The organism is Hominifimenecus sp. rT4P-3, assembly GCF_051055405.1.
Classification (GTDB): Bacteria; Bacillota; Clostridia; order Lachnospirales; family Lachnospiraceae; genus Pseudolachnospira.
Genome location: NZ_CP167068.1, coordinates 79,938 through 93,002, shown reverse-complemented (window position 1 = coordinate 93,002; position 13,065 = coordinate 79,938). Strand labels below are relative to the sequence as shown.

At 47.8% G+C, this 13,065-nt stretch carries 17 protein-coding genes and 1 pseudogene; 5 read left to right on the top strand and 13 right to left on the bottom strand.

All coding sequences use genetic code 11. The features are described 5' to 3' along the window. The first annotated feature begins 19 nt into the window (after positions 1–19). Positions 20–1,384, top strand: coding sequence for an amidophosphoribosyltransferase (purF, locus tag ACCC71_RS00485; RefSeq protein WP_434310499.1), 1,365 nt, complete (start codon positions 20–22; stop codon positions 1,382–1,384). Between the two features lie 14 nt (positions 1,385–1,398). On the opposite strand, the gene ACCC71_RS00480 is transcribed toward purF, so the two are convergent. Together ACCC71_RS00480 and ACCC71_RS00475 are read right to left on the bottom strand one after the other, a co-directional pair. Further along, complete coding sequence (locus ACCC71_RS00480) at positions 1,399–2,280, bottom strand: DUF362 domain-containing protein (RefSeq protein ID WP_434310498.1); 882 nt, start codon at positions 2,278–2,280, stop codon at positions 1,399–1,401. 56 nt (positions 2,281–2,336) lie between these two features. Further along, complete coding sequence (locus tag ACCC71_RS00475) at positions 2,337–2,747, bottom strand: cupin domain-containing protein (RefSeq protein ID WP_434310497.1); 411 nt, start codon at positions 2,745–2,747, stop codon at positions 2,337–2,339. A 215-nt stretch (positions 2,748–2,962) separates the two neighbouring features. Here ACCC71_RS00475 and ACCC71_RS00470 point away from each other — a divergent pair, with 215 nt between their 5' ends. From ACCC71_RS00470 to ACCC71_RS00460, 3 genes are read left to right on the top strand one after another with little or no spacing between them, the layout of a single operon-like run. Beyond that, positions 2,963–3,529, top strand: a complete 567-nt coding sequence (locus ACCC71_RS00470; protein WP_434310496.1) for a TetR/AcrR family transcriptional regulator — start codon at positions 2,963–2,965, stop codon at positions 3,527–3,529. Continuing rightward, a complete protein-coding gene (locus ACCC71_RS00465; RefSeq protein ID WP_434310495.1) occupies positions 3,529–4,257 on the top strand; it encodes an ABC transporter ATP-binding protein in 729 nt (242 codons plus the stop codon). The genes ACCC71_RS00470 and ACCC71_RS00465 overlap by 1 nt, the downstream gene beginning before the upstream one ends. Continuing rightward, entirely contained in the window at positions 4,254–4,985 is a 732-nt protein-coding gene (locus ACCC71_RS00460; protein WP_434310494.1) for an ABC transporter permease, read from the top strand. The genes ACCC71_RS00465 and ACCC71_RS00460 overlap by 4 nt, the downstream gene beginning before the upstream one ends. Positions 4,986–4,989: 4 nt before the next feature. Here ACCC71_RS00460 and ACCC71_RS00455 read toward each other — a convergent pair whose 3' ends face one another. Then, complete coding sequence (locus ACCC71_RS00455) at positions 4,990–6,084, bottom strand: hypothetical protein (protein ID WP_434310493.1); 1,095 nt, start codon at positions 6,082–6,084, stop codon at positions 4,990–4,992. Continuing rightward, positions 6,081–6,635: an RNA polymerase sigma factor gene (locus ACCC71_RS00450; RefSeq protein WP_434310492.1), complete on the bottom strand. Its 555-nt coding sequence runs from the start codon at positions 6,633–6,635 to the stop codon at positions 6,081–6,083. Before ACCC71_RS00450 ends, ACCC71_RS00455 begins: the two co-directional genes overlap by 4 nt. A 177-nt stretch (positions 6,636–6,812) precedes the next feature. On the opposite strand from ACCC71_RS00450, the gene ACCC71_RS00445 reads away from it, so the two are divergent. Next, a complete protein-coding gene (locus tag ACCC71_RS00445; RefSeq protein WP_434310491.1) occupies positions 6,813–7,142 on the top strand; it encodes a helix-turn-helix domain-containing protein in 330 nt (109 codons plus the stop codon). A gap of 147 nt (positions 7,143–7,289) precedes the next feature. Here ACCC71_RS00445 and ACCC71_RS00440 read toward each other — a convergent pair. The 9 genes and pseudogenes from ACCC71_RS00440 to ACCC71_RS00400 all read right to left on the bottom strand — a co-directional run. Continuing rightward, a pseudogene (locus ACCC71_RS00440) lies at positions 7,290–7,718 on the bottom strand (glycosyl hydrolase family 18 protein); the annotation flags it as partial. 57 nt (positions 7,719–7,775) lie between these two features. Further along, entirely contained in the window at positions 7,776–8,879 is a 1,104-nt protein-coding gene (locus ACCC71_RS00435; protein WP_434310490.1) for a DUF4214 domain-containing protein, read from the bottom strand. Next, positions 8,876–9,088: a holin gene (locus ACCC71_RS00430; RefSeq protein WP_434310489.1), complete on the bottom strand. Its 213-nt coding sequence runs from the start codon at positions 9,086–9,088 to the stop codon at positions 8,876–8,878. Before ACCC71_RS00430 ends, ACCC71_RS00435 begins: the two co-directional genes overlap by 4 nt. After that, positions 9,081–9,344: a hypothetical protein gene (locus tag ACCC71_RS00425; protein WP_434310488.1), complete on the bottom strand. Its 264-nt coding sequence runs from the start codon at positions 9,342–9,344 to the stop codon at positions 9,081–9,083. Before ACCC71_RS00425 ends, ACCC71_RS00430 begins: the two co-directional genes overlap by 8 nt. A 97-nt stretch (positions 9,345–9,441) precedes the next feature. Further along, positions 9,442–10,308, bottom strand: coding sequence for a phage baseplate protein (locus tag ACCC71_RS00420; RefSeq protein ID WP_434310487.1), 867 nt, complete (start codon positions 10,306–10,308; stop codon positions 9,442–9,444). An 11-nt stretch (positions 10,309–10,319) separates the two neighbouring features. After that, complete coding sequence (locus ACCC71_RS00415; RefSeq protein WP_434310486.1) at positions 10,320–11,147, bottom strand: phage baseplate protein; 828 nt, start codon at positions 11,145–11,147, stop codon at positions 10,320–10,322. After that, positions 11,140–11,466 (bottom strand): hypothetical protein, encoded by a 327-nt coding sequence (locus ACCC71_RS00410; RefSeq protein ID WP_434310485.1) that lies wholly within the window; start codon positions 11,464–11,466, stop codon positions 11,140–11,142. The genes ACCC71_RS00415 and ACCC71_RS00410 overlap by 8 nt, the downstream gene beginning before the upstream one ends. A 10-nt stretch (positions 11,467–11,476) precedes the next feature. Next, positions 11,477–11,995, bottom strand: coding sequence for a hypothetical protein (locus ACCC71_RS00405; protein WP_434310484.1), 519 nt, complete (start codon positions 11,993–11,995; stop codon positions 11,477–11,479). An 8-nt stretch (positions 11,996–12,003) separates the two neighbouring features. After that, positions 12,004–13,065, bottom strand: coding sequence for a siphovirus ReqiPepy6 Gp37-like family protein (locus ACCC71_RS00400; protein ID WP_434310483.1), 1,062 nt, complete (start codon positions 13,063–13,065; stop codon positions 12,004–12,006).

Genomic DNA, 13,065 nt, shown 5'->3' with positions numbered 1-13,065 from the left:
AAAAGCAGAAAGGATTATCATGGAAGAATTTTGGGATAAATTGAAAGAAGAATGTGGGGTTTTCGGAGTCTACCAGTTAAAAGACGCCGCATCGACCACCTATCTCGGCCTTCACGCCCTGCAGCACCGGGGTCAGGAAGGCGCAGGAATCGCTTCCAGCGATGGAAAAAAACTCTACTGCCGGAAGGGGAAAGGGCTTTTAACAGAGGCTCTTTCCTCGGAAGACCTTCTTCCCTTGGCCGGCTGTCACAGCATCGGCCATGTCCGCTATGCCACGGCAGGGGGAGATGAAGTGGAAAATATCCAGCCCATCGTGGCCCGCGCTTCCTTTGGCTCCCTGGCAGTGGCCCACAACGGCCAGATTGTGAACGCCGGGGAACTCCGGGTCATGCTGGAACGCCGGGGACATCTATTTTTAGGGAGCAGCGACAGCGAAATCATCCTCCATCTGATTCAAATGGAAGAAGGCCCTCTGGTTGCAAAAATCTGCCGGGCCTGCGCCAAGTTAAAAGGGGCGTTCGCTTTTTTATTTCTGACGGAAAAAAGTATCTACGCAGTTCGAGATCGAAACGGCCTGCGGCCTCTTTGCTTGGGAAAGAAAGGCGACGGTTATGTGCTCAGCAGCGAAACCTGCGCCTTTGACAGCGTGGGGGCATCCTGGGTCCGGGATATCGAGCCCGGAGAAGTCTTAAAAATCTCTTCCCATGGCGTACAATCCTTCCGCTACGCGGAGGCAGGAAAGCACTGCACCTGCGCCATGGAGTACATCTATTTCGCCCGGCCAGACAGCGTCATGGACGGCCGGAATATCTATCATATGAGAAAAGAAACTGGAAAAATCCTGGCTCGGGCGGACGCGGGACAGATCGAAGCCGACCTGGTAGCCGGAGTGCCGGATTCCTCCCTCTCCGCAGCCCTCGGCTATGCGGAAGCCAGCGGAATCCCCTATGAAGTAGCGCTGATTAAAAACCGTTATGTGGGACGCACCTTTATCGAGCCGACCCAGGAGCAAAGAGATCTCGGCGTAAAAAGAAAGCTGGCGGTAAACCGATACGCCATCGAAGGAAAACGGCTGATTTTGCTGGATGATTCGGTGGTGCGGGGCACCACATCAAAACGGATTATCCGGCTTTTAAAAGAGGCGGGCGCCAAGGAAGTTCACCTTCGAATCGCCTCGCCGGAAATCCGCTTCCCCTGTTTTTACGGAATTGATACGCCCACCCAGGAGGAGCTGATCGCCGCCCAGATGAACGTGGATGAGCTCTGCCAATTTCTCGGCGCGGATTCCCTGCGGTTTTTAAGTACAAAGGACCTGATGGAAGCTTACGGCGGGGAGGAATTTTGCTTCGCCTGTTTCGACGGAGTATATCCGGCAGGAAAATAGGTTCGGTGTCTTGCCTATTCGTCCAGGGAAATCAAATCATATTCCCGGCTTCCCAAACCGAGAGCAGCGGCCGCTTCTACCGTGTGAATTCCATTTCGACTCTCCATCCGTTCAATCAGAGCGGCTTTCCCAGGGTCCGAGGAGGCATAAACGGCGTCTACGCTGGCCTGATCCACCGCCACTGGATCTAAGGAGGCAAAAATCCCGATATCCGCCATCTCCGGATCATGGGGATGGGCGTCGCAGTCACAGTCTACGCTAAGCTTATTGGCCACATTGATATAGGCGAGATTTTCCCTTCCGAGAAACTCCATCACCGACTGATCTGCTTCCGCCATAGATTCCAGGAAGGAATCATGATCCGCGGTAAACAGATCGTCAAACTTCCAGCTGGTGGCGGACGTGTGAATCCAGATCTTGCCCCTGGAAGAAGCAACGCCGATGGACATATTTTTCAACGCTCCGCCAAAGCCTCCCATGGCATGCCCTTTAAAATGAGACAGGATAAGCATGGAATCATAATTTTTCAAACGAGCCCCCACAAAATTTTCTTTCAAATGACGCCCATTCTTTACGGGAATCGCCATATCCTCTTCCTCATCCAGGATATCGCAGGGCGCGACCTCCTGAAAGCCGTGGGCCTTGAAAGTCTCCCAGTGGGCGCTGCTGGTATTTCTCCGGCCTTCATAGGCCGTATTGCACTCGACGATGGTGCCGTTTAATTCCTGTACCAAATCCTTAATCAAATCCGGAGACAGAAAATTATGCCCGCCTGGCTCTCCGGTAGAAATCTTCACCGCTACCTTTCCCTTTAAACAGACATTCAACGCTCCATAAACTTTTTTCAGCCCGGCTGGACTGATATCCCTGGTAAAATATACCTTTGATTTCTCCATCACAATTTCTCCCTTTCTGTTTTCTCCATCAATTGCAAATTGCTTTCCTCGATGGGTTATGGCAGGCAGCAATAGATCTCCTCGTCAACGGGTTCACACCATTCTGTTCTGGTCTCTTCCCCCGGTACCTCTACTGCAAGGTGAACAAACCAGGAATCCGCCGCCGCGCCATGCCAGTGCTTTACCCCAGCAGGAATCACAACCACATCTCCTGGGTGGAGTTCTCTCGCCTCTTTTCCCCATTCCTGATACCAGCCCCGGCCACCGGTGCAAAGCAAAATCTGACCGCCGCCCTGCATGGCATGATGAATGTGCCAATGGTTCCGGCAGCCCGGTTCAAAAGTCACGTTTCCAATGACGACGCCCTCCCCCGTCAACATTTGGAGATAGCTTTGGCCGTCAAAATATTGGCTAAATGGGTTCTTCTCCCCTTTGGGAAAAATGACGCTGTTGCTGTAATCCTTCATTTTCAAACGCCTCCCTTATTTTTAGAGTTATCTTATCATTTAGAGTACGCTCCAAGTCAAGGTCTTTCTATAAAATGGAAAGGTAAATTCCTGTTTGCTCTTGTCCACTAATAGTACAGAAAAACTTTTCTCTTGACAAATCTTCCGCTTCTGTATACAATAAGAAACACATATTGCGCAACATATGTTTCTTATTATGCGAAAGGATGTATCCGATGCCGCCAAAATTTAAATTCACCAGAGACGAAGTGATCGAAGCCGCTCTGGACCTGACAAGAGAACATGGTATTTCTGCCGTGACTGCCAGAGGATTGGGAGCAAAACTAGGCGCTTCCGCCAAGCCTATTTTTGGCTTATTCCAAAATATGGAGGAAGTGCAGCAGGAAGTGTTAAAGGCGGCAAACCGCCTGTACCACAGCTATTTAGAGGAAGATATGGCCAGCGGAAAATATCCTCCCTATAAGGCAAGCGGTATGGCATATATTCGTTTTGCCAGAGAAGAAAAAGAACTGTTTCGATTGCTTTTTATGCGTGACCGTTCCCACGAAACTATAGAAAAAAATATGGAAGAAGTACGGCCGCTGATCGAACTAATCCAGAAAAATACCGGGCTGAACGAGGAAGATGCGTTCCTTTTCCATCTGGAAATGTGGATCTATGTGCATGGAATCGCAACGATGATCGCCACTTCCTATCTGGAATGGGATATGGAATTTATCAGCAAAGTCTTAACCGACGGTTATCTTGGGCTGAAGCACCGCTGCCAGGAGGAGGAAAAATAATGGAAGCAATAAAAACGGCTGCCCTGACCAAACAATACAAAGGCCTTGTGGCCGTAGATCATCTTGATTTAACCATCCAACAGGGCGAGCTCTTCTCTCTCCTTGGCGTCAATGGAGCCGGGAAAACAACAACCGTCAAAATGCTGTCCTGCCTGACGAGGCCTACCAGCGGAGACGCCTTTTTAAACGGAAACAGTATTGTGTCCGATACGGCCAAGGTAAAATCCATCATCGGCGTCTCGCCGCAGGAAACCGCCGTCGCACCCAACTTAACCGGAAAAGAAAACTTAGAGCTTATCTGCGGGATCCACGGCTTTGGGAAAGAAAAGAAAGCCGCAAAGATCGCGCAGCTATCCAAACAGTTTGATCTGCACAGCATTCTGCAAAAAAAGGCGGGAAAATTGTCCGGGGGCTGGCAGCGCCGCTTAAGCATTGCCATGGCTTTTATCAGCGAACCGGAGATTCTTTTTTTAGACGAGCCGACCTTGGGCCTTGACGTAATGGCAAGAAGAGAGCTATGGGATGTCATCCGCTCTTTGAAAGGCACGATCACCATCATCCTGACCACTCATTACATGGAAGAAGCCGAAGCGCTTTCCGACCGGGTCGGTATTATGAAAAGCGGACAATTATTGACCGTGGGAACCGTTGACGAACTAAAAGAAAGGGCAGGCGTTTCTCAATTTGAGGAAGCGTTTTTATCCTTTGTAAAGGAGGCGGTAAAATGAAAGTACTTGCGTTTTCCAGCCGTACGGCAAAAGAAATCCTGCGGGATCCCTTAACATTAGGTTTTGGATTGGGCTTTCCCCTGATCCTTATTTTTCTCCTCCATGCTATACAGATGAATATTCCTGTCAGTCTGTTTGAAATGGAGCGCCTTACTCCCGGCATTACGGTGTTTGGGCTTTCCTTTATGACCTTATTTTCCGCCACTTTGATTGCAAAGGACAGGGAAAGCGCATTTTTGCAAAGGCTTTATACCTCTCCGCTTACCGCCTCGGATTTCATTTTAGGCTATGCGCTTCCCATTTTGCCTATTGCCGTGCTGCAAAGCATCATCTGCTATGCAGTCGCCGTCCTGCTGGGACTTCCCTTGACTGTGACCATCGGATACGCTATCTCGTTTATTCTTCCGATTTCCCTGTTTTTTATCGCGCTGGGACTGCTTTGCGGCAGCATCTTTCACGTCAAACAGGTCGGTGGTATCTGCGGCGCGCTTTTAACCAATCTCGCGGCCTGGCTCTCCGGAACCTGGTTTGATCTGGAGCTTGTCGGCGGCGCCTTTAAACGGATTGCCTATGCCCTGCCCTTTGTCCATGCTGTAGAATTGGAAAGAGCCGTGTTAAGTGCCAACTACAGCGACATCTTTCCACACCTGCTTTGGGTTTTGGGCTATGGGGCGGCAGCGGTAGGCATTGCCGTCCTGGTTTTCATCCGGCAGATGAAAAGACAGTGATTTTTCAGGAATCATCCCTGCCGGAAATCGAAATCAAGGTTCCGATCGGCGGCAGCGATTCCGCAAAAATGTCCTCACAGGTAACGCGGACCGCGGCGCCGATTTTACCCGCCCATTCCGCGTCGCTTTCGGAAAGAGAAAAATATACCGTATCATAGGGAAGTTTAGAACCGCTGTCCGCTTTTATTAGGATAGCGGTTTTTTCTCCCTCCGCCGCACTTTCTATGATCGTTCCCGTAAAGGTAAGCGTACCTGCCTGAACGACGCTTTCCGGTTCCTGGGTATCCGCGTCCTGATAATCACCTTCGATGACAGGCGCGTCGCCAAAGGGGTATTCTTCACTCCAGGCCGCGCTGTCTCCCTGGGCGTATAAAACATCGCGGGGAATCGCTTTGCTGTCAGGCCGTGCGACAAACTCATCTTCTTCGGAAATCTTATAATCATCAAAAACAGCAAGGAACGAACCATCATCCAGCAGGGAAATGGCAATTGCCTTTGTGGCGGTTTTTCCATCCTCAAAAACAATTTCCATTACAATCGTATCTTCCCTCATCTCCTTTGGAAGCGATTGAATCGTGGCATCGCTGTGATCAGTTAAAGCCCGAATCGTGGCATTGGGAACCCAATTGATCAAAAGATAGTAATATTCGCTTTCATCCGTCCCATAAGGAACCGTAAAATTTTGGGCAAGGCCAAATTCATCTCTTTTTTCCGTCCAATCCATAAAATTGATTTGCTGATTTTTACAGGAAAAGCGGACCGTTTTTATCTCCTTGCCAGACAAGTAAAACATCAGCGGTTGGCCCGTCATCTCCCCTGTATCGCGGATCATTCCCGTGTTCATCTTTACACCCGCGGAAGTAATCTCTGCGTCCGTTCCATGGGCGTAAGCGGTTACTGTCACTCCGCCCAAAGAGGAAAAAATACCGATCCCGCCCGCAATCATGCAAAGGGCAAATAACGCCGCGAGAACCCCTTTACCCAAAAATCTCTGACGCGGCTGCCCTTTTGCTGCCTTTGGCGTATAATCTTCCGCTTCCTGAATATATTTTTCACAAATCCCCCCTACACCCTCCGATAATCCTTCCCGTTTTATCATAGGACATCCTCCTTCTGTAAATACTTTTTCAATCTCCCCCGTATACGGGAAAGGCGAACCGATACGTGATTCGGCTTCATCCCCAGCCTCGCTGCGATATCCGCAACCGAATCCGAATACCAATAGCGACGCACAAACATCACTCGATTCTCCTGATCTAATGTATCCAAAAAACAATCCAGCAGCTGGGATAATTCTTTCCCCGCCAGTTCACTCTCTACTGTAATCCGGGAGGAAAGACATTCTTCCAACTCATCCAACGCCACATCGTAATAACTATTTCGCTTCGCCGCTGTGTTTGCATGATATTTTGTAATCGAAAGGTTGCGAACCAGGCGATAGATATAAGTCTGAAGCGGTTTTGGGTTCTGAGGCGGTATCGTATTCCAGGCGCCTAAATAAGCGTCGTTTACACATTCCTCCGCATCCAGATTATTATTTAAAATATTTCTCGCTATTTTACCACATACCGATCCATATTTTTTTGATAGTTCCTGGATTGCCTCTTCTGAACGCGCATAAAACAATTCAATAATTTTGCTATCTTCCACAATCGCATCACCGTCCTTTCCTGCCTCACCTATGTACTATGGATTTGGGATGAAATATTACACTTTTTAAAAAATATTATCATAAGAACGTTTATCTCATAAGATATCACCGAAAAATGTTCCTTATCCGCAACATATGTCACGGAAAGTATGCAAAAATATGCGGAACGTTTATTTATGAATACTGGATTTTTGAATACAATAGTATTTGGTGAGACTGATATGAATTATCCGAACGATACACAAGATTTGAATTTGTCAAAGAAGGGGAACATTCCATTTGAAAATGTAGATTATTATCTGGATTTGTTTGCCCACATTAAGTATTACCGGCAGAAAGCTGGTATCACACAGGAAGAGCTGGCAAATAGAACGGGTCTTTCCCGGCCGTTTATCAGCTCCTTGGAGTCAAAAAAGGAGCCTCGCGGATTGTCTATGGAAAGCTTCTTTCTTATTTGTCATGCGCTCAATGTACCTCCAGTCAAATTTTTTGAACCTCTGCCTTAGGAATAAGGCTGTAGAGGTTTTTGGGAGTACATATCTATAGTAAAGTTATTTTTCATACTCTATATCTCATAGATCATAAAAACACGCGCCGCTCCCAACCATACGCAGGTTGAAGGAGAGCGCGTGTTTTTGCTTCTCTTGATTCAATTATTCTTCCCGTTCTTCATTCATCGCTCCCATCAAAAGCCATCCTGGCCGAAATTCTCGCAGCAAATTCCAGACACCTGCGCCATAAAGGCGGTATTCCTGGGCCAAATTTAGCTTTGCCTGCCAACTCCGAACATCTTCAAACCAGACTTCATGGTCAACGCTTCCCCGCTGGTAGGTAAAGGTTGGACTTTGGGCAGTCTCATCCCATTGAATCTCCACGCCATTTTCCCTGGCAATCCGCACAGCCTCTGTATTCCCGATGGTTTCTGCTTTTGTCACGCCACGCTCAAAGGGAAGAGGCCAGTCGTAAGCATAGTTGGGAACGCCGAGGATAATCTTCTCCGGAGGGATCTCTGTCAATGCGTATTCCACCACCTCACGGACTTTATTCAGAGGAGCAACTGCCATGGGCGGGCCGTATGTATATGCATTTACAGTCTAATGGTAATATCTTTATCCGCCGTCAAAACTCTAAAATCCAACCTATTTTACCAACTCCGTAAATGTGGCTTTGCCACAATGTCCATCGACCACAAGGCTATCCATATTGGCCTGGTACTGTTTGATCGCCCTCTCACACCCGGCGCCGCAGCTCCCGTCAAATCCAGCAGGGTCATATCCGTGTCCGTACAGCAATCCCTGCACAATACGGACATTATCCCCTTTACGGCCTCTCCGGACGGTTTCATAGGCTGCTCTGGATTTTGGCCCAAAGCTGCCATCCACCGCAAGTCTAGCTCCGCACATCTTATTCAGGTACACCTGCATGGCCATTACTGCGGCTTTTCGTGTCTTAGCCCCACAGTTCCCGTCAATTTCTAATGGCTCTCTAAGGCGGCCAGCCAAATATATATTCATCCACTGCTGAAATTCTTTCACATATGTCTGTAACTTTGTATCCACTATTTCTGATAATTTTTCTGATGGATGCTTCCATTGATATTCTTTCGATTGTAAAAAACCCTGGCGTACTTCCTCACGGCTCATACCCTCTAGCAGCTGCTTGACCCATCCATTCAGTCCAGATGAATCTGGTTCCCGTCCCAATAGATCACAGTAAAGATCGGTTACATAGTCCTGATCGGATTGCTGATCATCCTCAGTTAGCACTGCCGCCCGACGGACACAGATTAGTCCCCGGTTACCCACTGGCACCGGTGACGAGGATGCCTGCCTCTGCTGACAGTAATTCACCATGTTTTTTCTGGTTGGGCCAATGCCGCTTCCGTGGCCGCTGATTTGACCGTTCCCGACATACATTTCTACGTGTCCAACATATTGGGTTGCACTGCGCGAGGTATCTCTCCCCCTAAAATAGAGTAAGTCTCCTGGCATCAAATCAGCCTCTCGTGGTACACCTGCGTCAATCGGCACGGCCACGTTATAGAGTTGCTTACATTGCATCTGAGCCTCCGTGTTATCACCGATCTCTATTCCAATTTTTCGATAGGCCCATTGGACAAGACTAGAGCAATCCGACCAACCAGAATCCACTTTGTCCCGCTTGCTACCCTGGGTATATATATTTTTCCCTTCCCGATTTTTGACAGCATCAGTCAAAGCTTGTCTCTTATCATTATTAATCACGCCTGTTCCTCTTTGATTTCTGGCAGCCCAGCAATACTTGTCAGCAAGGATAGTACGCCCGATAGAGCCGACGCGGAGACAACCATACCCCAATTCACATCACCTATCACCATTGCCGTGCCGATCATGGCAATGGCTGCTTGAGCTACGGTTTTGATTGCTCTCACGCCTGCCGCTTTTACCCACTGTTTCATAGTTCTTTTATTCATGGTTTACCTCTTTCTCCACAATTGTAAGCCTCATTTCGTGATCATTTAATTTCTTATCCTGCTCTTCATTGTGGTCCCACAACCTCTGATGAGATTTCGTATTTTTGACTGTTAAATCATCGATATCATCATTTAAGTCCTTTAAGGTTACCGTAAGGGTGGTTATTGATGTATTCAGTTTTATCAACGGTCCAGCAATGGCTGCTATTAATCCTAATAATGCAACCAGTACCCCAACGACTTCCCATTCTGACATATCCTTTCCCCTTTCAAATATTATGAAATGTGGCCCCTTGGACACATTGCTAGGAGGTATGGGGCCTTCTATTCAAATCTATCCCCTCTTGATCCGCTTACTCAGTTCGCAGCCACATATAGCAAGTAATATATGGTGGCATGTTGGAAAAGGCACTTCCATCACCTGTTGATGAGTTGGTACCACTTGCAGTAACGCTATGCGTATGTCCTACATTGTTGCTGCCCGATGTACCGCTGACAGAATGATTATGCGATCCATCTGTTCTCGTTGTCTGTACTGCGTCACAGTACGGGCCATAAGATCCGGCCCAGTTTGGGATTGTATTTGCTGTTTGGCCCGGGGTTTTTGGCCAGCCTATCACTTGCTGCGGCATCGAGTGGGCATGACTCGTATTGCCCGATGTAATATTGATACTGTGCGTATGGTTTGCTGACTGGGAGCCCGATGTGACCGCCTTTCCAGTAAATGTATGAGTGTGGGAAGGCATATTTGAGACACTAAGAGTCGTATTTTTCACACCACCGGTTTTATTTGCACTGTTGAAATCCTCATCTGAGCCACGAACCCCCACCGGTACTCGTCCGCTTCCCCAGGATTCCCAAGTACCTCCGAAAAGTGTCCCCGGATTGATATTACTTGTGCCCATATAGATAGAGCCAACCGGATATGCCCGTAACAAGATTTCATTCACTTTGGTTTCAATTTGCGTAATTGCTGCCTGAGCATCTTCCGCTGCTGTATTAGCCGTCTCCGCTGCATTCTGGGCTGCATTTTTCGCAGCCTCTGCACTTACAGCTGCTTGCCGGGCTGCCGTCATAGCCGCCTGAGCTGCCGGGGTAACGTCTCCCGTATCTCCCTTTTCGCCTTTATCTCCCTTCTCGCCTTTTCCGACGCTGGAGGTACCGCTTAATGTTTCTTCTGCGCTTAATTTAACTTTGATTATTTCTTGATTATCTCTCACTGTACCCCTCCTTAAGCAATCCGCTTCCACATATAACAGGTAATATACGGCGGCATGATTCCCTGTGATGCAGAAAGCTGAGAACTCGTCCCCGGAGATGTGCCACCACTGTTCGCCGTCGAAGAACCGCTTGTCGCAGGAGATGCATCTCCTGTATTGCCGTGATTGTGGGATTGTGTCCCACCAGCATTATTTGTATTTTTAACCAGTGTAAATTTGGGCCAGCTATTCGCCCCCCATCCAGAAAACATATCTCCACCTGCATCACCATTTCCAGGCCATCCAAGTGCTGATGTCATTGTGTGCGAATGGGCCGGAATTTGATTTATATTTAATGTCAGACTTCCGGTGGTATGGTTATGACTATTCACCGTATGCGTATGTGCAATCGTATGGCTGTGGCTATCTACTGTATGACTGTGCTGCAGATTGATCGTTTTCACGCCGCCTGTCTTATCTGCACCGTCAAAATCCACATCCGAACCATTCACCCCAACCGGTACCCGTCCACTCCCCCAGGATTCCCAGATACCTCCAAAAAGTGTTCCCGGATTGACATTGCTTGTACCCATATAAATAGAGCCAACCGGATGTGCACTTAAAAGAATCTCTCTTGCCATCGTCTCCATCTGTGTCACCGCGTTCTGAGCCTTCGACGCTGCCGTATTCGCCATGCCCGCAGCAGCGCTGGCCGTCTCCGCGGCATTCTGTGCTGCGCTTTTGGCTGCTTCCGCCTCCGGAGTAACGTCTCCCATATCGCCTTTGTCACCTTTTGGACCACGGCCAATTGAGATATTTTCCTGGATTACACCGACCGGAATTACTTTGGCCTCAATCATCCGTTACTCCTTCCAGAACCTGAAACTCCTCCGGCCCGACAATCGTATCAATCCGGCCATCCGCAAGATTGCATTGCAAGTCGTAGACATAATCACCCGCCGGGATATTTGTGTCATACTGGGAAAGGTAGATATTCGCCAGACCATCCGAAAACTCATCGATTATCTTCTGGATTGTAATATCGGTATTTCCAGCGTGCTTTTTAACCGTAAAATACATCCGGTCACCTTCGGCCCAGGTATGGTTCATCAACTCTACTTTAATAATTGCTGTGTCACCGCGGGTAATCGCAATTCTGTTATTTTTAATTGTAAACATATGGCCTCCTTTAGCCGACCGCCGGTTCAGACAAGCCGATATACATGCCGTTCTTTTTTAATAGTACCGCTTGTACATATATCGGACACTCCATAAAGCTGAATGGCACATCCACAGACGTGGCATATGGGTGATAATTCACATAAATTCCATACAAGGTTACCTCTATGCTGGCGGTATAACTATCCATTCCGTAAATCGGGATTGGATTTGTGCTCGTGTTTGCTCTGGCCATTAATGCAAGGATTACTGTATTTTCCCGCGTAAATCCTGGCGGAAATGAGATTGTCCCCGAATACCCGTACTCTATGACGCCTGCATTATTCCGTCCCATACTCCCCCAGCTCAACACACACGACGCAAGGACAATATCACTGCAATTTATCTTGCTGTTTTGCAAAGACGTTAAAGCTGTTTCTACCGTCCCACCGCTATTCGTGTTTACCTGATCGGCGCTCGTCGAAAAATAATGTTGGTCATAATCTGTCCCATTAAAAACCTTAAAGTCTGTTTTATGTGTAGTTCCCATGCTGCCTCCTATTCCACTATACCGCCTGTTGGCGTTAAAACTTCTGCTAATGTCTTTTCCGGTATCCCAAAAGTGGGGGTAATTGTCGTCCCCGTATTCTCTATTGCTATTTCTACTTCCGTGATCTGATCCGTTCGGGTAATACCAAAATTTTTATCATGTAATGTAACAAAGTCTCCCAGATCCCACCGAATACCGTAATCACCCATAACAGTATCATATTCATAGCTGTCTGCTTTCACAGTATCGGCAAGTTTTTGCAGTCCACGCTCCCTCAAATCCAGCGCGCTTTCCATATCCCGTGCATCGACAAAAAGTTCCCTTCTGGCAAATCCGGTAAGCTCTGGGTTTACAATATGGATGGATCGTTCCGCTCCCTCACCCTTTCCGCCAACATAAGCGCAATTCTTTGTTCCTATGTCGTTTTCTGTCACTACGACGTTGGTTACATTATAATGTGCTGGATTAAGAATGTATGGTGATCGGACCGTCTGGTTGACCGATCGGTCCAATCCCTCATAGGCCATAAAGACCAGTTTTTTTTGATGATAGTCAAGCTCCACACCGACGCCAATGTTAGATGCCTTGGATAGTGTTGTAATCTCGTCCAATAATACCTTATATCGGGTCTGATACCGAGTAGTACCTCCAACCCCTGATATATTCCCTATTTCTAACTGCGGGATTTTCCTTGCAGGCTCCGTGGGAGTGGCTGCATTTGTACGAACATAAGCCGCCATGATTTCGCCAACTGTACCAGCGACCGTATGATAGGCTAGGTCTGGCGGTACAGTGATACGATTGCTTAAAAGCCATAATAAGGAATGTCCCTTGATTGTGGTCTCGTCGGATGCCTGATTGTACTGCACATATTTAATAATTCCATTTTTTCGCTGATCCTTGCCCAACATAAGGATATTATCCATCTTAGCCAGAGGAGGAACGCCAGACAATACAACTGTAAAGGCTCCATATGTAGACCATTTGCAAGTATAACGCAGGGAAATATAATTCTGGATTTCCCCCAAAAAATTTAAGCTCTGGTCAAAAAATCGGATTGCCGTATTCAT